Genomic DNA, 16,771 nt, shown 5'->3' with positions numbered 1-16,771 from the left:
CTCAGACCGCCTCTTCGGCACGGTCCGCGCGGGCCGCCGCGAGGCGCACCGCGTCGAGGATCTTCTCGTAGCCGGTGCAGCGGCACAGATTGCCCGAGAGCGCCTCGCGGATGTCCGCGTCGGAGGGCTCGGCGTTGCGTTCCAGCAGTTCGTCGGCGGCGACGAGGAGACCCGGGGTGCAGAAGCCGCACTGGACCGCGCCCGCGTCGATGAAAGCCTGCTGTACGGGCGAGAGTTCGGCGGTGCGCGCGCCCGGCGGCCGGGCCTGCCAGCGCCGGGCCTCGTCGATGTCCGTCCCCCGGGCGGTACCCGCCCGGCCCCCTGCCGAGCGGCGCCCGGCATAGTCGGCGAGCCCTTCGACGGTGTCGACGGCGCGGCCCTCCACCTGGCCGGCCGCCACCAGACACGCACAGACCGGGACGCCGTCGAGACGGACCGTGCAGGACCCGCACTCGCCCTGCTCGCAGGCGTTCTTGGAGCCCGGCAGACCCAGCCGCTCGCGCAGGACGTACAGGAGGCTCTCGCCCTCCCAGACGTCGTCGGCCTCCTGCGGTCGGCCGTTGACCGTGAAATTCACGCGCATGATGCGCTCCTCTCGTTTCCACGGTACGCGTCCCAGGTCCAGCCGAGGGTGCGGCGGGCCATGACGGCCACCGCGTGCCTGCGGTACTCGGCGCTGCCGCGCACGTCGTCGATCGGGTTGCAGGCGCCGGCGGCGAGTTCGGCGAACTGCCGGGCGACCGAGGGGGTGATGATCCGCCCGGAGTCCCAGAAGCCGCCCTCGGCGAGCGCCGCCTGAAGGAAGTCCTCCGCCGCCCGGGCCCGGACGGGCGTGGGCGCGGCGGAGCCGATGCCGGTCCTGACCGTGCGGGTCCCGGGGTGCAGGGCGAGGCCGAAGGCACAGACGGCGATGACCATGGCGTTGCGGGTGCCGACCTTGGAGAACGCCTGCGGCCCGTCGGCCTTGCGGATGCGCACGGCCCGGATCAGTTCGTCGGGCTCCAGGGCGTTGCGCTTGACCCCGGTGTAGAACTCCTCGACCGGGATCAGCCGGGTGCCGCGCACGGACACCGCCTCGACGTCGGCGCCCGCCGCCAGCAGCGCGGGGTGCGCGTCGCCCGCCGGGGAGGCGGCGCCGAGGTTGCCGCCGACGCTGCCGCGGTTGCGGATCTGCGGGGAGCCGACGGTGTGCGAGGCGAGCGCGAGGCCGGGCAGCTCCGCGCGCAGGTGGTCCATGATCCGGGTGTAGGGCACGGCGGCGCCGAGGCGGACGTCGCGCTCGCCGACCTCCCATTCGTAGAGTTCGCCGATGCGGTTGAGATCCAGCAGGTACTCCGGCCGGCGGTGGTCGAAGTTGATCTCGACCATCACGTCCGTACCACCCGCGATGGGCACAGCCGTGGGGTGCTCCGCCTTCGCGGCGAGAGCCTCCTCCCAGCTGGCAGGGCGCAGGAAGTCCATGGATGTTCTCTTCTCGAGTCTCGAGGGCGCTGCGAGGGGGGTGCTTCTGCGGGGCGGTTCATGTCCTGTTCACGCGGAGTGGGCCCAGTACACAGAGGTGCGGGCGCCCGGGTGCAGTCACGGAAACCATGAAGCGGTTGGCTGGCCGTGGCCCATGTCTTGTAGATTCGAACGAAAGACGGGGTTCGGAAACCTCACGGCATTCCACTGGTGACAAACAAGACAGATCGGCGGCGACCACGATGCGGCTGCGCGCACTGCTGGAGACGGATGCGCTGGGCCTTCGGCTGCTCGGCGGCGAGGACGAGCTGGACCGCACCGTGCGCGGCGTGATGACCACCGACCTGCGGGACCCGAGCCGGTATCTGTCCGGCGGTGAGCTGGTGCTCACCGGGCTCGCCTGGCGGCGCGAGCCGGAGGACTCCGAGCGGTTCGTCCGGATCCTGGCGGCGGCCGGGGTGGCGGGGCTCGCGGCGGGCGAGGCGGAGATGGCCTCCACCCCCGACGACCTGGTGCTGGCCTGTGCGCGGCACCGGATGCCGCTGTTCTCCGTCGACGAGGACGTGTCCTTCGCGTCCATCACCGAGCACGTCGTGCGGCAGGTCTCCGGCGAACGGGCCGGCGACCTGGCGGCGGTCGTGGACCGGCACCGCCGGCTGATGACCGCGGGCCCTGCGGGCGGCGGCCCCGAGGTGGTCCTCGATCTGCTCGGCTCCGACCTGGACCTGCGGGCCTGGGTGCTCTCCCCCAGCGGCCGCCCCATCGCGGGCTCCTCGCTGGCGGGGGCCGGGCCCGCACTGCCCGCCGCGGTCAGCGCCACCCTCGCGGGCGAGCACCTGGCCGCCTCGCGCACCGGCCGGCGCGGCCCGCACCGCATCACCACCGCCGGTGCCACGTACTCGCTGTTCCCCATTCGCAGCAGCGGCCGCGATCTGCGCGAGACGGTCCTGTCCGACTGGCTGCTGGCCGTCGAGGCGGACGCCGGTGACTGGCCGGAGGAGCGGCTGGACCTGCTGCACGGCGTCACCCAGCTGATCGCCGTCGAGCGCGACCGGCGGGAAGCCGCCCGTACGGTACGGCGCCGGCTCGCGCAGGAAGTGCTCGAGCTGGTCCAGACGGGTGCCGCCCCGGCCGAGATCGCGGCCCGGCTGCGGGTGGCCGCGCCGGTGCTGCTGCCCGGGCTGGGCACGGCCCCGCACTGGCAGATCGTCGTGGCCCGGGTCGAGTGGGAGGGCGGCGACATCCCCGGCGGTCCGGTCGCCCAGGCCCTGCTGGAGGAGGTGCTGGTCGACCCCGGCGCGATCGGCCCCGACCCCTCCGACCGCATCGCTGTCGCCCACACGGGTGATGAGGCGGTCGCGCTGGTGCCCCTCCCCTCGGTGCCCCCGGCCCCCTCGGTGCCTTCCGTGTCCGCCGGCCCCGCCGACGCGGAGGACGCCGCCGCCGTCACCGGTCTGCACGCCGACGCGCTCCTCGCCGCCGTCCGCGAGCCCCTCTCCCGGGGCCTCGCCGACGACGGTCGTCTGACGCTGGGCGTCAGCGCGGCCGTGCACTCGGCGGAGGGGCTGCGCGGCGCCCTGGAGGAGGCCCGCCACGCCCGCCGCGTGGCGGCGGCCCGCCCCGGCCGCGTCTGCGCCGCGGGCCACCAGGAGCTGGCCTCCCACGTCCTGCTCCTCCCCTTCGTCCCCGACGACGTCCGCCGCGCCTTCACCGCCCGTCTGCTGGACCCGCTGCGCGACTACGACCGCCGCCACCGCGCCGAGCTGATCCCGACGCTGGAGGCGTTCCTCGACTGCGACGGCTCCTGGACCCGCTGTGCGACGCGCCTGCACCTGCATGTGAACACCCTGCGCTACCGGGTGGGCCGGATCGAGCAACTGACGGGCCGCGATCTGTCGCGCCTGGAGGACAAGCTGGACTTCTTCCTGGCCCTGCGGATGAGCTGACGCACCTCGGCACGGCTCCGGCCCGGCCGTCACACCCGGCCGAGGTGCCGCAGGTACTCGGCCCGGTTGAGGGGGTCGGCACCGGTGCGGGCGCGGGCCGGTGGTTCACCCGGGTGGGGGCGGTCGGCGGCGGGGGTCGCCCACCAGGTGGCCTCGCCCCGGGCGAGGGCCGGCAGGCGACGCTCGAAATCGGCCGCGCGGGCGGCCGAGATGACGCCCGTCACCAGCCAGGAGTCCGTGCCGCCCGACGTGTCGCGGATCTCCGCCCCGAGCGCGGCCAGCGCGGCCGTCGCCGCGCTCAAGGTGTCGAGCGGCAGCTCCAGTTCGTAGTCCAGGCACGGTTCGTAGACGCGGGTGCCCGCCGCGGCGAGCGCGCGCATCAGGACCAGCGGGGTCAGGGAGCGGAAGTCGGCGGCGGTGCTCATGGGGCCGACGAAGCCGGATCGGGTCAGGGTGACGACGCAGTCGGTGACCTGCCAGCCGTGCAGGCCCTGTGCGAGGGTGCGGGTGACCGTCTCCTCGACGGCACGGTCGAAGGCGAGCGGGAGGGCGCCGAGTTCGGTGTCGCGGCGGAACACCGTGCCCGAGCCCGGCGCGCCCGGCGCGACGCGCAGCCCGACCGTGGCCCAGAAGACATGGCCGCCGTGCCGGTCGATCTCCTCGTACGCCTCTCCGGTCCCCGTCGGCCGCTCCCGGTACACCGCGCGGCTCGGCTCGAACAGGGCGTCGACGCCGAACTCCGTGCTCAGCGTCGCCGCGACGATCTCCTTCTGCACCTCGCCGTAGAGCAGCACCGACGTGCCGCCGCCCGGCAGGGCGCGGGTGCCGATCAGCGGGTCCTGGTCGGCGAGGGCGGTCAGCGCGGAGTGCAGCCGGGCCGCGTCGTCCGGGCGGACGGGCCGGACGACGGTCTCCAGGCTCGGCGGCGCGAAGTGCGGCTCGGTGTCCCCGTGGGGCTCGGGACCGAGCCGGTCCCCGACGCGGACCCGCGGCAGACCCCGGATCCGCGCGATGCCGCCCGCGGTGAGCGGCTCCGCGGCCGGGGCTCCGACGACCTTCAGTCCGGTGATCCGGCCGGTGTGTTCCCCCGGCGTCCCGTCCGCCTCGGGCCGGCGCAGGGTGATCCGCTCCCGCTCGGACAGCTCGCCCGCGAACAGCCGCAGATACGCCGTCTTCTCCCCGCAGGTGCCGCGCTCGACGGCGAACACCGTGCCGGTCGATCCGGCGTTCCGGTCAGTCGCGGGCGCGGGCGGCAGCAGGGACGCGATGCCGTCGAGCAGCGCGTCCACGCCCTGCCCGGACAGCGCCGAGCCGAAGAAGACCGGGTACGCCAGGCCGCGGCCGGTGCGGTCGGCCAGCCGGGTCGCCAGCTCCCGGGCGGTGGGGACGTGCCCGGCGACGAGGTCCGCGAGGAGCGCGTCGTCACCTTCGGCCAGGGCTTCCGCCACCAGGTCGCGGAAGTCCGGGTCGGCGAGCGAGCCCGGGACCGTACGGGCGGCGGGGGTGCCGAGGTCGCGGACCGTGCCCATCGGCACGATGTGCGGGGTGAGCCGGTGACGGACGTCGGCCAGCAGTCCCGCTTCGCGGGCGCCCGCGCGGTCGGTCTTGTTGACGAACACCAGCGTCGGCAGCCGCAGCCGCCGCAGGGTCTTCATCAGCACGCGCGTCTGTGCCTGCACGCCCTCCACGGCGGACAGCACGAGCACCGCGCCGTCGAGCACACCGAGGGCGCGCTCCACCTCGGCGATGAAGTCGCTGTGGCCGGGGGTGTCGATGAGGTTGACCCGCAGATCGCCGAGGGTCAAGGGGGCGACGGCGGTGCGGATGGTGATGCCGCGGCGGCGTTCGAGCTCGCCGGTGTCGGTCCGGGTGCTGCCGGCGTCGACACTGCCGAGCCGGTCGATGGCGCCGGTGTCGAACAGTAGGCGCTCGGTGAGACTGGTCTTACCGGCGTCGACGTGCGCCAGGATGCCGATGTTGAGCGTGCGGTGCTGCGGAGTACGCATGGGCGAAGAAGTCCTCGGGAACAGTCGTCCGGTCAGGGCGCTGGGGGTTTCCGAGGCTTCGGCGCATGTACGTGACTCCTGTGTCGTGTGCGGTGGGACGCCGTCGGCATCGTGTGCGGCGGCGAGCCGTCATCCTGCCAGGGTCACGCCACCGGAATCGAGGCATTTTCCGCGCGGCCCGGCCGGAACCCGCACGCGGCGCCGGCACCCGCCCGAACGCCCGCCGACGGGCGGGCCCGTCCGGTGTTCGAACACCCCGCCGCCGCGACCGCGGCGGGGCTATGGCCTGCGATCTCTTCGGTAACCTGCCGCTACCGCTGGGAGTCGCGGGACACGAGGGTTCGACAACCCTCTTCGGACGCAACGGACTTCGGCCGCCGCGCGAGCGCGCAGGACGGCCGTGGACCGTCCACGGGTTTGTGAATCGGTTCACACCTGACCCTTGGCCGCGCCCGGGTCCCCGTGCTGAGATGCGGGCACGGCTTCCAGCTCGACGGCGCGCTTGGGGAGGGCACTGTGGCGGATACCGCCATGCGGAATTCTGGGTTGTCGGAGCCATGGGGACCACAAGGACCGGATCCACAAGGGGACGATCCACTCGAACGAGCCGTGTGGCGGCTGCGGTCGCGCGCCTGCTGGGAGGACGCCGCCGCGCTCCTCTCGCCGCGCGCCGCGGCGGAGGCGGGGGTGGCGCTGCGGCGCACGGCGGTGCTGATCGAACGGTGCATGTTCACGGCGAAGGGTTGGGGGGACGCCGAGGACGCACTGCGGTCGGCGGAAGCTCTGGCCATGGACGACGAGGAACGCGGGGCGGCGGCCTGCGAACGGGGTCATCTCGCGTACGCGTCCACCCTTTTGGGGGTACGTGACCGGGCCGACGAGGCACGCGCCGCGCTGGGGCGGGCGGCCGCGCTGCTCGGACCCGGCTCGCCGACCCGGCCGCAGTTGGACTTCCGGCGGGGGCTCATCGCCCAGCACCTGTCCGACAACCCCTCGGGCGCCACGGCCGCCTTCCAGCGCGCACACGCGGGGGCGACGGCGCACGGCCACCGGCTGCTGCTCTCCTTCACCTGGCGGCACGTGGCGGCGATGGCCGAGCACGACGGCAAGCTCGCCGAGGCACGGCACGGCTTCGCGGAATCGCTGCGCATCCGGGAGGAGTTGGGCTATCTGGTCGGCATCGCCCCGGCGTTGGCCTCCCTGGCCGCGGTGGTGCCCGACGCGGGCGAGGCGGACCGGCTGCGCGCGGAGGCCACCCGGCTGGTCCACCTCCTCGGCGGCGTCCCGGCCTGGCTGGCGGACCGCCTCACGTCTGCGCGGGCCGCGACCGTACCGCCCCAGGCCGGCCCGGACCCGGCTGTCTAGGCCTCTCGCCGCCGTGGCGGGTGCACCTCCGCTGCGCGGCGGTGTCCTCAATCGCCGGACGGGCTACAAATCAGCCCGTCCGGCGCTTGAGGACAGAGCACAGCAGCCCGTCCGGCGCTTGAGGACACAGCACAACAGCCCGTCCGGCGCTTGAGGACACAGCACAACAGCCCGTCCGGCGCTTGAGGACGAAACGGCGGGTCAGCCGCCGGCCACCCAGCCGTCAGGCCGCGCCGGTGAAGTGGCGGGTCACCAAGGACTCGACGCCGGCGAGGTCCTGCGCGGCGAGGGCGTCGAGGAGGGTCAGGTGCTCGGCCGCGTCGGCGACGAGGTCGGCGGTGCGGCGCACCGGACCGTGGGGCGTCGGCCACTGGGCGCGGCGGTGCAGTTCGTCGGCGACCATGACCAGCTGGCGGTTGCCCGTGAGGCCGAGGAGGGCCCGGTGGAAGGCCCGGTCGGCCTCGGCGTAACCGGCGCGGTCGCCGCTCGCCGCCACGACGGCGGCGGTCTCGGCCAGCGGCAGCAGCTCGGACCAGGTCCGCGCCGGGAGCGTGCGGGCCAGCCGCAGCATGGCGGGGACCTCGAGGAGGGCCCGTACCTCGGCCAGCTCGGCGAGGTCGCGCTCGGTGCGGCTGGCGACCCGGAAGCCGCGGTTGGGCACGACCTCGACGGCGCCTTCGAGCACGAGCTGCTGCATGGCCTCCCGCACGGGCGTCGCGGACACCCCGAACCGCTCGCCGAGCGCGGGGCCGGAGTAGACCTCCCCGGGGACCAGCTCACCGCTGACCAGCGCCTTGCGCAGCGCGTCGAGCACCTGCCCCCGGACGGAGTAGCGCTGCGGCATCCTGCGCGCGGTGCGCTCGCCGCGCGCGGGCTCCTCGGTACGCTCGGGCTGCTCCGGCCGAGCGGCGCCCCGGGGGGCGCCGGGCACAGGGTGGCCGTAACCGTGCTCCCGCTCGTCGTGGACGTGCTCACCGCGCGCCGCGGGTGGCCCGGCCTGCGCCGGGACACCGGCGCTCGGCAGCGGCGCCGCGGTACGGGGTCTGCCCTGCTCCATGGGGGTCCTCCTGGGTGTCCATACCGAACCATAGGCGGCACCTGTGACAGTTCAAACCCCGGACGATTCCGGTAAGGTAAGGCTTACCTGACATCGATCTCGATTCGGTGGTCCCCGCATGGTTCCCGCCTCGGCCGCCCCGCCTCCGCGCGCCTCCGCCCCCTCCCCTCTCCCCGGCCCCCCTGGCTTCCCCGGCCCCTCCCCTTCTTTGGACGCCGGGACCGCCCGGGTCTCCCCCGTGGCCGACGCGTACGCCCGCCTGACCGAGGTCTTCCCTTCCCTGACCGTCCTGACGGAGGCCCCGCGCCACGGCGACGGCTGGGTCACGGCGGCCGGACTCGCGGCGGGCGGCGCGGACCTCGACGCCTACCTCGCGTGGGACGACGAACAGATCCGGCGCGACTACGGGCAGCCGGGCCGCCCCGACGTGGTGGCCGGCTTCGGTCTGCACCGCTACGCCTGGCCGGTCTGTCTGCTCGTCACCGTCCCCTGGTTCCTGCACCGCCGCGTGCCGCGGCTGCCCGTCGAGGCCGTCTCCTTCCACCGCACGCTGGGGCGGATGACGGCCGAGGTCACCCGGTTCGCCTGCCTGCCCGACGACCCGGCCGCCACCGACCCGGGCGCCCGGGTCGTACCGGACGAGGAAGCGCTGCGCGCGGAGGTGCGGGCGGCCGTCGCCGAGCATCTGGGGCCGGTGCTGGACGGCTTCCGGCCGCGCATGCGACGCGGGCCGCGCGCCCTGTGGGGCATGGCGACCGACGAGGTGACCGAGGGGCTCTGGCATCTGGGGCGGCTGCTCGGCGAGGAACAGCGGGCGCTGCAGGAGCTGGCCCTGCTGCTGCCGGGGGCCACGGCGCCGTACGTCGGCGGCTCCGACTTCCGTGAGCTGACCGTGCCGTCGGCCCGCGGAGCGGGGTCGTTGCCGACCCGGGACCGGGTGAGTTGCTGCTTCTTCTACACCCTGCGCCCCGATGACACCTGTCTTACCTGTCCGCGCACCTGCGATGCGGACCGACTCGATCGGCTGTCTGCAAGCTGATGGGCTTGATTCCACCCGGTCGAGTGACTTGAGGGGAACACAATTCCCCTTCACCTGAACGGTGTTCGACTTACTTCGCACCTATCCGTATTCCCTTGGCCTCCATTGGCGTTCACTTGCTCCAAAACCCTTGGGGGAACGGTCCGATTCCGACAGGATGACGCGCGAAACGCAGTACCGCAAAGCAAGGGAAGCAAGATGAGAGTGACCGACATACCGCTGAATTGGGTACTGCCCTGTGGGGTGGCGCTCACCGGGGCCCTGGTGGCGGTGGCGGTGCTCACGCGCGGGCGGCGGGGCAGCCCGGAGGACGCGGCGGGCACCACGGATTCCTGGGAACGCACCGAGGAGCGCAGGCGCCGCAAGGAGACCGTCTACGGCATCGCCTCGTACGTACTCCTCTTCTGCTGTGCCGCCGTCGCCGCCGCGCTCTCCTTCCACGGCCTGGTGGGCTTCGGACAGCAGAACCTGGGGCTGACGGACGGCTGGGAGTACCTGGTCCCCTTCGGCCTCGACGGCGCGGCGATGTTCTGCTCCGTCCTCGCGGTCCGCGAGGCCAGCCACGGCGACGCGGCCCTCGGCTCGCGGCTGCTGGTGTGGACGTTCGCGGGTGCCGCCGCCTGGTTCAACTGGGTGCACGCGCCGCGCGGGATAGACCACGCGGGCGCCCCGCAGTTCTTCGCGGGGATGTCGCTGTCGGCGGCGGTGCTCTTCGACCGCGCGCTCAAACAGACCCGCCGGGCCGCGCTGCGCGAACAGGGCCTGGTGCCCCGCCCGTTGCCGCAGATCCGCATAGTGCGGTGGCTGCGGGCTCCGCGCGAGACCTTCGGCGCCTGGTCGCTGATGCTGCTCGAGGGCGTACGGACGCTGGACGAAGCGGTCGAGGAGGTCCGCGAGGACAAACGGCAGCGGGAACAGCACCGCATCCGCCAGCGGGAGGCGGGCAGGCTGGAGCGGGCCCGCCTCAAGGCCTACAACCGGCAGCACCGGGCGTGGGGCCTCGGCCGCGGCGGCCAGCAAGTGGACGTGCGCCCGCCCGGCGGACCCACGGGACCGGCTGCCGTGCCCGCCGCCGCGCAGCCCGCACAGATCGGTTCGGACCCTTCCATAGCCGAGCAGGGACACCTTCCCGTTCGTTCCCGTCCACTTCAGGCGGTCGGCGACGGTCCTGAGCCGATCGACCTCACCGCGGAGGACGACACCCAAGCCATCCCGCGACTCGACTCGCTGGAGGCCAAACTCGCCCAGATCGAGCGTCAGTTCGGCTGACTGACAACCGGCCGCCCTGGGCCGCCGCGCGGCCCGGGGCGCGCGTGGCCAACCGCACCCATATTACCCGGCCGCCCGACTGGGTACCGACACGGCGACGAGCGGTCACCGCATCCCGCGGACGCCAACTCACCTCGGAACAGGCCGACTCGGAGCGCGCGAGCGGCGCGGCCACCCGCCACGGCCCGCACCGTCGGCCGTCACGGCTCCTGGGCCTCCAGCTCGAACCACACGGACTTGCCGACGCCGTGGGCCCGTACGCCCCACGCATCCGCCAGGGAGTGCACCAGCAGCAGCCCGCGGCCCGAGGTGGCGGCACCGGCGATGACGGACTCCGGATCGCCGTCCAGCCCCGCCCGGTGCAGGGTCGGACGCCGCGCGACGAAGTCCCGCACCTCCACCCGCAGCCGCCCCTTGGCCTCGGCGGCGTCACCACCGCTCAGGGTGATGGTGACCACCGCCCCGCCGTCGGTGTGCACCAGGGCGTTGGTAACCAGCTCGCTCGCCAGGAGCCGGGCGGTGTCCGCCCGCCCCGGCGCCCCCCACCGCGCGAGCAGTTCGCGCAGTGCGGCACGCACGTCACCGACCGCCGTCAGGTCCTTTTGCCGGATTCGTCTTTCCCAGCAAGGCCCGGAATCCCCTTTTCCGTCCCCGTCCGACGTCATGCCGTCCGCGGCCCCTTCCCGACCCGCGCCGCTCGCCGCGTCCACCCAGTTCGCAGTCCGCCGTTTCATCCTTAGCCGCCCCGACCCCTCCCCGGCGCCCCGGATCGAACACGCTCACGGCAATGCATGCCCCACTCTCAAGGGAACGACTCCTGTTGACGCATCAACATGGTGATATGACTGAAATACAGGACTGTCTCGCGGCCGCTGCGAATAGTCGCCCCCGGCGGCGTCCGCGGGCACCGGGGGCCGATTGTCAGTACCCCCTGCGACACTCGCCGCATGACCGAGATTCCAGCGAAGAACCCGGCCCGGCAGCCGGCCGACACCTACGCACAGCCCTGGTCGGGCGCGGACCGGGCACAGCTCCCCCGCGTCGGCGGGGAGCGCGAGGTCCTGACCGCCTTCCTCGACTGGCACCGGGCGACGTTCGAGGCCAAGTGTTCGGGCATCCCCGCGGAGCGGCTCTCCGAGAAGGGCGTCGCACCCTCCGGACTGAGCCTGCACGGCCTTCTCCGCCATCTCGCCGGGGTGGAACGGTGGTGGTTCCGCATGCAGTTCGCCGGCGAGGACCTGCCCCACCTGTACTACTCGGACGACGATCCGGACCAGGATTTCGAGGCGCTGGACGGCGATGTCGAGGAGGCTTTCGCGGTGTGGCGGACCGAGTGCGAGCGCTCGCGCGAGATCGTGGCCGGCGCGCCCTCCCTGGACGCCACCGGCCGGGAGCGCCTCAGCGGCGAGCCGGTCTCGCTGCGGGTGATCCTGGTGAAACTGATCGCGGAGTACGCCCGGCACAACGGCCACGCCGACCTGCTCCGCGAGCGGATCGACGGCTCCACCGGCTTCTAGGGCTCCTGCCGAGGGTTTCCCTCAAGGACGCGGCACATTACGGAGGTTGGAGCGGGCCATCTGCCGCATCCGGCCCACCCCTCCGTCCAGCACGATCTTGCCCGCGGAGAGCGCGAAGCCGCCGACCATCTCCGCGCTGATCTTCGGGGGGATGGACAGGGCGTTCGGGTCGGTCACGATGTCCACCAGCGCGGGGCCCTTGTGCTTGAAGGCGTCCCGCAGCGCGCCCCGCACGTGCTTGGGCTTCTCGACCCGGACGCCGTGCGCCCCCGCCGCCCGGGCGATGGCCGCGAAGTCGGGGTTGTGGTTGGTCGTGCCGTACGCCGGCAGCCCGCCGACCATCATCTCCAACTCGACCATGCCGAGGGAGGAGTTGTTGAAGAGCACGATCTTCACCGGCAGGTCGTACTGGACGAGCGTGAGGAAGTCGCCCATCAGCATGGCGAAGCCACCGTCGCCCGACATGGCGACGACCTGCCGGTCACGGTCGAGGAACTGGGCGCCGATCGCCTGCGGCAGGGCGTTGGCCATCGACCCGTGGGTGAAGGAACCGATCACGCGACGGCGGCCGTTGGGGGTGAGATAGCGGGCGGCCCAGACGTTGTTCATCCCGGTGTCCACGGTGAAGATCGCATCGGCGGCGGCTTCCTCGTCGAGGATCGAGGCGACGTACTCGGGATGGATCGGCGTGTGCTTCTCGACCTTGCGCGTATAGGCCTTGACCACCCCTTCGAGGGCGTCGGCGTGCTTCTTGAGCATCTTGTCGAGGAACTTGCGGCTGCTCTTGACCTGCACCTTCGGTGTGAGGCAGCGCAGCGTCTCGCGTACGTCGCCCCACACCGCGAGATCGAGCTTGGACCGGCGGCCCAGGTGCTGGGGGCGCACATCGACCTGCGCGATCTTCACATCGTTCGGCAGGAAGGCGTTGTAGGGGAAGTCGGTGCCCAGCAGGATCAGCAGGTCGCACTCGTGGGTCGCCTCGTAGGCGGCGCCGTAGCCGAGCAGTCCGCTCATCCCCACGTCGTACGGATTGTCGTACTGGATCCATTCCTTGCCGCGCAGCGCGTGCCCGACCGGCGCCTTCACCCGCTCCGCGAAGCGCATCACCTCGTCGTGCGCGCCCGCCGTGCCGCTGCCGCAGAACAGCGTCACCTTGCCCGCTTCGTCCACCATGCGGGCCAGCGCCTCGATCTCCGCGTCACCGGGCCGCACGGTGGGGCGCGTGGTGACCAGGGCGTGCTCGATGCTGCGTTCGGGGGCCTGCTGGGCCGCGATGTCGCCCGGCAGGGTGATGACGCTGACACCGCCCTGGCCGATCGCGTTCTGGACGGCGGTCTGGAGCACCCGGGGCATCTGCTGCGGGTTGGAGATCAGCTCGCAGTAGTGGCTGCACTCGCGGAAGAGCTGGTCCGGGTGGGTCTCCTGGAAGAAACCGGTGCCGATCTCGCTGCTCGGGATGTGCGAGGCCAGCGCGAGGACCGGCGCCATGGAGCGGTGCGCGTCGTAGAGGCCGTTGATCAGGTGCAGATTGCCGGGGCCGCAGGAGCCCGCGCAGGCCGCGAGCTTCCCCGTCAGCTGTGCCTCCGCCCCGGCGGCGAACGCGGCCGCCTCCTCGTGGCGGACCTGGATCCAGTCGATGGCGGCGTTGCGGCGGATCGCGTCCACGACGGGGTTCAGGCTGTCGCCCACGACCCCGTAGAGCCGCCGCACCCCGGCTCGTACGAGGATGTCCACCGTCTGTTCCGCCACGGTCTGCTTCGCCATCGGGCCGGTCCTCTCGGGTCGGGTCGGGACGCGTCCGAAACGCGTCCCCTGACAGTGCGCTCCTGCCCCCATCAACCCACGGAACTCCTGGCTATGCCTCCCAGACCGCGCACGCGGTGCGGTCGTCGGCGTATCCCTTCACCCGCAGTTGTCCGTCCGCGAGGAACGCGGCCAGCCCGGGCGGCCGCTGCCCGGTCCACCGCTCGGCCAGCCGGTCGCCCAGCGCGGGCTCGCCGCGCAGCGGGTCGGCGAGGCCCGCGCTGCACAGCAGCAGGACGTCACCCGGCCGGGCGACGGACGCACGGAACCGGAAGGGCTCGCTGGGCACCTCGACGGGGTCGATGACGCGGGCGGTGCCGGGGGTGGCGATGCCGAGGTCCACGGTGATCCGGTCGGCGGGCCCGGTGCCCCGGCCGACGATCGGGTCGACGTTCCCGTCCGCCTCGCGCGGTGCCGGGTCCAGGTCCTGCCACGCGCCCTCCCGCAGCCGGAAGAGGCCGCCCGCGCCCACGCCGAAGAAGACGCGCGTACGGCACCGGGCGTCGGCGGGCAGCAGCAGACAGCGCACGGCGGCGGTGTACTCGGCGGGCCGCAGGCCCAGGTCTGCCGCCCGGCCGCGCAGCCGCCCGTAGGAACGGTCGGTGAGCCGGTGCAGCCCCGACCTCAGCTCGCCCCGGCGGCCGCGGCGGATGTCCTCGACCAGCCGGGGGTGGCTGCGCCCGACGGCGTCGGCCAGCCACGCGCAGACGTCCCGGGCGGCCCGGTGGGCGCCTTCCGCGGCGCGTCCGCCGCTCGCCACGGCGACGAGCAGCAGGGCGTCGTCGCCGTCCCCGAAGCGGGCGGTGAGCAGCGCGTCCCGCCGCGGTTCGCCGCGGTAGCGCGCCGAGTCCCCGCGCAGGGACAGGGCGCGCAGCGTCAGCACGCCGTACCGGGCGCCGTCGACCACGGTGTCGGGCACGAGGTCGTCCAGCCCGCCGGGCGCGGCGGCGGGCCAAGCGGTGGGCTCGGCCTCGTAGGTGGGCGGCCCTTGGCCCACGAACTCGGCCGCGCGGGTCGCCGTGCGGCCCACCTGCCGGGGCACCGAGGACAGTCGGGTGGGCGGCTCGGGCCCGCTGCCCGCGTCGAGCTCCCCGGCGGTCCGGCCCGCCTCGATCGCCGCCCTTGTCGGTGCCGGCGGTGCGGCGGGGGTGGGTGGTGCGGACGGGGCGGTGGGGAGGGGCCGGGTGGGTGGCTCGGCAGGGGCGGAGCGCTTCTGCTGGAGAGGGAGCCGCGGGGGTGGGACCTGGGCCCTCGGATCGGTGCGCGGGGGCTTGCGCGGCCGGTCCGGCCGGGCGTTCGAAGGCCGGGCGGGCGAGGGCAGTTGGGGCGGGGCCGGCAGGGCGCCGGGGTGGGGCGATCCCCAACTCTTCGGGACGGGGAGCAGGCCTCGGGTGGACGGGGGTGGTGGGGGCGGCCCGGCGGAGTCCGCGGCGGCGGGCGGGGCGGGCGGGTCCGGAGGGGCCTTGGGGCCGGTGATTTCGGCGGGGGCCGGCGGTCCGGACGCGTCGGTGGTTCGAGCGGAAGCCTTGGGGCCGGCGGGCCTTGAGGGAGGGGCGGGAGGCGCGGGAGAGGCGGGAGGCGCGGGTTCGGACGGATGTACGGGCTTCGCGGGCCCGGGGCGGTTCCCGGGGCCGGAGCGCCTGACCGGTTCGGAGCGGCTCACCGCCTCCGTACGGCGGGGTGGTTGGGGCGGGCGCGGGCCGGGCGGTGCGGGTGGCTCGGCGCCTCGCAGTGCCCGCGGTTCGGCCCTCACCACCGCCGCGGCCGAGATGAAACGATCATCGAGGCTGTCGCCCTCGGCGGCCGAACCCGGATCGGGTTCGCTCCTGCCGTACAACTCGCCCCACCAGGCGTCCTCTTGGTCGGCGTACCGATCCCCCTGCTGGTTCATGCCCTTATTGTCCACACTGTGTGGCATACGGGAAGAGTGCACGGCGGACACCACCCGGGGATGATGGCCCGAGTCGGAACGCGGTTTGGGGAGGGGTTCGCGTGCTCGGTGCCATAGGACTGGACGCGATGAGGGAGACGGCGCACCGTGAGCAGCGGCCTGAACGGCTCGCGGGCCCCGGTGCGGTGGAGGTGGTGACCGGGGCGCGCGCTGTCGCACAGCGCCTTTCGCGAATGCGTCTTGGCGCGGGCGAAGAAGTGTGCGCGCTGTTGACGGGGAGACCCTGGGCCGCCGCGAGCGGTGAGAGCGGGGTGCCCCATCGGGCGGTCGTGGAGCGGGCCGCGCTGGCCGGGGCACCGGGGTGGGACGGGGCCACAGCCGTCCTCGGCCGTGTCGAACCCGCGCGGCTGCGGGCCGTCGAGCGGGTACCGGCCGAGCTGGTCATCGCCGACCGCCGGATCGCGCTGCTGCCGCTCGCCTCGCACACCGCCGAGTCGGCCGCGCTGGTCGTCCACGGCGGTGCGCTGCTGGAGTCCCTGGTGAACCTCTTCGAGGACGTCTGGCACGAGGCGCTGCCGATCCGCGCGGCCGGTGCGGATGCGGACCGGGTCGGCCATCTGCCCGCGGCCGGCATACCCGGGCCCGGGGCACCCGGGCCCGATGCGATGGACCTGGAGGTCCTCTCCCTGCTGCTGGTCGGGCTCACGGACGCGAGTGTCGCGAAACAGCTCGGCCTGGGATTGCGGACGGTGCAGCGGCGGGTGAAGCGGCTGATGGAGCTGGCGGGGGTGACGACCCGGTTGCAGCTGGGCTGGCACGCGGCCGAGCACGGTTGGACCGCCCGCGCCTGATGAGGGCCGGCACTTGCGTCTGTGCAGGTCAGGTGTGGTGCAGGGGCGCTGGTGGCGGCATTTTGGCAACCTGGGTCCATGGGGACGTGGCAGCTGGTCCTGGTCGGGCTGGTGATGCTGCTCGGCCTGTTCGGCGTCGTGACCCCGGGGCTGCCCGGCCCGCCGATCGTGTGGGCGGGGGTGCTCTGGTGGTCGATGACCGAGCGGACGGCGTCGGCCTGGGCGGTCCTGGCCGGGGCGACGGGGGTGCTGCTGCTGAACCAGGCCGTCATCTGGCTGCTGCCGCCACGGCGGCCGAGGGGCGCGGGCATCACCCGGCGCGCCTTCCTCGTGGCGGGCGCGTCGGGCGTCGTGGGCTTCTTCGTCCTGCCCGTGATCGGTGCCGTGCCGGGTTTCCTCGCCGGGCTCTACGCGATGGAGCGGCGGCGGCTGGGCGGGCACGGCGAGGCGTGGGCGTCGACGCGGACGGTGATGCGGGCGCTCGGGACCAGCGTGCTCGTCGAGCTGTTCGCCTGCCTGCTGGTCGTCGGCGGGTGGATCGGCGCGGTCGTCCGGGGGTGACGGGG

At 73.8% G+C, this 16,771-nt stretch carries 13 protein-coding genes and 1 pseudogene; 7 read left to right on the top strand and 7 right to left on the bottom strand.

All coding sequences use genetic code 11. The features are described 5' to 3' along the window. Nucleotide 1 precedes the first annotated feature (1 nt). Both FHS38_RS30110 and FHS38_RS30105 read right to left on the bottom strand, forming a co-directional pair. Nucleotides 2-583, bottom strand: coding sequence for a (2Fe-2S)-binding protein (locus FHS38_RS30110; protein ID WP_184738934.1), 582 nt, complete (start codon nucleotides 581-583; stop codon nucleotides 2-4). Beyond that, a complete protein-coding gene (locus FHS38_RS30105; protein WP_184738932.1) occupies nucleotides 574-1,461 on the bottom strand; it encodes an FAD binding domain-containing protein in 888 nt (295 codons plus the stop codon). The genes FHS38_RS30110 and FHS38_RS30105 overlap by 10 nt, the downstream gene beginning before the upstream one ends. Before the next feature lie 242 nt (nucleotides 1,462-1,703). Between FHS38_RS30105 and FHS38_RS30100 the strand changes: the two genes are divergently transcribed. Then, nucleotides 1,704-3,407, top strand: a complete 1,704-nt coding sequence (locus FHS38_RS30100; protein ID WP_184738930.1) for a PucR family transcriptional regulator — start codon at nucleotides 1,704-1,706, stop codon at nucleotides 3,405-3,407. A 29-nt stretch (nucleotides 3,408-3,436) separates the two neighbouring features. On the opposite strand, the gene otr(A) is transcribed toward FHS38_RS30100, so the two are convergent. Continuing rightward, the gene (otr(A), locus tag FHS38_RS30095) at nucleotides 3,437-5,413 is read right to left on the bottom strand and encodes a tetracycline resistance ribosomal protection protein Otr(A) (protein ID WP_184738928.1); all 1,977 of its coding nucleotides are present in this window, start codon (nucleotides 5,411-5,413) and stop codon (nucleotides 3,437-3,439) included. 531 nt (nucleotides 5,414-5,944) lie between these two features. Here otr(A) and FHS38_RS30090 point away from each other — a divergent pair. Further along, nucleotides 5,945-6,778: a hypothetical protein gene (locus FHS38_RS30090; protein WP_184738926.1), complete on the top strand. Its 834-nt coding sequence runs from the start codon at nucleotides 5,945-5,947 to the stop codon at nucleotides 6,776-6,778. A gap of 223 nt (nucleotides 6,779-7,001) precedes the next feature. On the opposite strand, the gene FHS38_RS30085 is transcribed toward FHS38_RS30090, so the two are convergent. After that, the gene (locus FHS38_RS30085; protein WP_184738924.1) at nucleotides 7,002-7,835 is read right to left on the bottom strand and encodes a GntR family transcriptional regulator; all 834 of its coding nucleotides are present in this window, start codon (nucleotides 7,833-7,835) and stop codon (nucleotides 7,002-7,004) included. A 238-nt stretch (nucleotides 7,836-8,073) separates the two neighbouring features. On the opposite strand from FHS38_RS30085, the gene FHS38_RS30080 reads away from it, so the two are divergent. Both FHS38_RS30080 and FHS38_RS30075 read left to right on the top strand, forming a co-directional pair. After that, entirely contained in the window at nucleotides 8,074-8,874 is an 801-nt protein-coding gene (locus FHS38_RS30080) for a (2Fe-2S)-binding protein (RefSeq protein WP_229822809.1), read from the top strand. Nucleotides 8,875-9,072: 198 nt separating this feature from the next. Further along, a complete protein-coding gene (locus FHS38_RS30075) occupies nucleotides 9,073-10,143 on the top strand; it encodes a DUF2637 domain-containing protein (RefSeq protein ID WP_184738921.1) in 1,071 nt (356 codons plus the stop codon). Nucleotides 10,144-10,343: 200 nt separating this feature from the next. On the opposite strand, the gene FHS38_RS30070 is transcribed toward FHS38_RS30075, so the two are convergent. Continuing rightward, nucleotides 10,344-10,808, bottom strand: coding sequence for an ATP-binding protein (locus FHS38_RS30070; RefSeq protein ID WP_184738919.1), 465 nt, complete (start codon nucleotides 10,806-10,808; stop codon nucleotides 10,344-10,346). 282 nt (nucleotides 10,809-11,090) lie between these two features. On the opposite strand from FHS38_RS30070, the gene FHS38_RS30065 reads away from it, so the two are divergent. Then, nucleotides 11,091-11,660: a DinB family protein gene (locus tag FHS38_RS30065; RefSeq protein ID WP_184738917.1), complete on the top strand. Its 570-nt coding sequence runs from the start codon at nucleotides 11,091-11,093 to the stop codon at nucleotides 11,658-11,660. Between the two features lie 21 nt (nucleotides 11,661-11,681). Here the strand turns inward: FHS38_RS30065 and FHS38_RS30060 are convergent, their stop codons facing one another. After that, on the bottom strand, nucleotides 11,682-13,424 hold the full coding sequence (locus FHS38_RS30060) for a pyruvate dehydrogenase (RefSeq protein WP_184738915.1): 1,743 nt from the start codon (nucleotides 13,422-13,424) through the stop codon (nucleotides 11,682-11,684). A gap of 91 nt (nucleotides 13,425-13,515) precedes the next feature. Next, entirely contained in the window at nucleotides 13,516-14,505 is a 990-nt protein-coding gene (locus FHS38_RS36435) for a protein phosphatase 2C domain-containing protein (RefSeq protein ID WP_373301858.1), read from the bottom strand. Nucleotides 14,506-15,539: 1,034 nt separating this feature from the next. Between FHS38_RS36435 and FHS38_RS30050 the strand changes: the two are divergent. Further along, a pseudogene (locus FHS38_RS30050) lies at nucleotides 15,540-16,205 on the top strand (helix-turn-helix transcriptional regulator); the annotation flags it as partial. 78 nt (nucleotides 16,206-16,283) lie between these two features. Next, entirely contained in the window at nucleotides 16,284-16,766 is a 483-nt protein-coding gene (locus tag FHS38_RS30045; RefSeq protein WP_184738909.1) for a DUF456 domain-containing protein, read from the top strand. The last annotated feature ends 5 nt before the right edge of the window (nucleotides 16,767-16,771 follow it).

Origin of the sequence: Streptomyces netropsis, from assembly GCF_014203545.1 — a bacterium.
In the GTDB taxonomy this organism is placed as follows: domain Bacteria; phylum Actinomycetota; class Actinomycetes; order Streptomycetales; family Streptomycetaceae; genus Streptomyces; species Streptomyces netropsis.
Note: the sequence above shows the minus strand (reverse complement) of the source record. Positions and strands in the feature narration are given on the sequence as shown.

Bases quoted from the DNA above. Each gene is read 5' to 3' on its own strand.
- FHS38_RS30110 (WP_184738934.1), bottom strand. From the start codon at position 583: ATGCGCGTGAATTTCACGGTCAACGGCCGACCGCAGGAGGCCGACGAC.
- FHS38_RS30105 (WP_184738932.1), bottom strand. From the start codon at position 1,461: ATGGACTTCCTGCGCCCTGCCAGCTGGGAGGAGGCTCTCGCCGCGAAG.
- FHS38_RS30100 (WP_184738930.1), top strand. From the start codon at position 1,704: ATGCGGCTGCGCGCACTGCTGGAGACGGATGCGCTGGGCCTTCGGCTG.
- FHS38_RS30090 (WP_184738926.1), top strand. From the start codon at position 5,945: ATGCGGAATTCTGGGTTGTCGGAGCCATGGGGACCACAAGGACCGGAT.
- FHS38_RS30085 (WP_184738924.1), bottom strand. From the start codon at position 7,835: ATGGAGCAGGGCAGACCCCGTACCGCGGCGCCGCTGCCGAGCGCCGGT.
- FHS38_RS30075 (WP_184738921.1), top strand. From the start codon at position 9,073: ATGAGAGTGACCGACATACCGCTGAATTGGGTACTGCCCTGTGGGGTG.
- FHS38_RS30070 (WP_184738919.1), bottom strand. From the start codon at position 10,808: ATGACGTCGGACGGGGACGGAAAAGGGGATTCCGGGCCTTGCTGGGAA.
- FHS38_RS30065 (WP_184738917.1), top strand. From the start codon at position 11,091: ATGACCGAGATTCCAGCGAAGAACCCGGCCCGGCAGCCGGCCGACACC.
- FHS38_RS30060 (WP_184738915.1), bottom strand. From the start codon at position 13,424: ATGGCGAAGCAGACCGTGGCGGAACAGACGGTGGACATCCTCGTACGA.
- FHS38_RS30045 (WP_184738909.1), top strand. From the start codon at position 16,284: ATGGGGACGTGGCAGCTGGTCCTGGTCGGGCTGGTGATGCTGCTCGGC.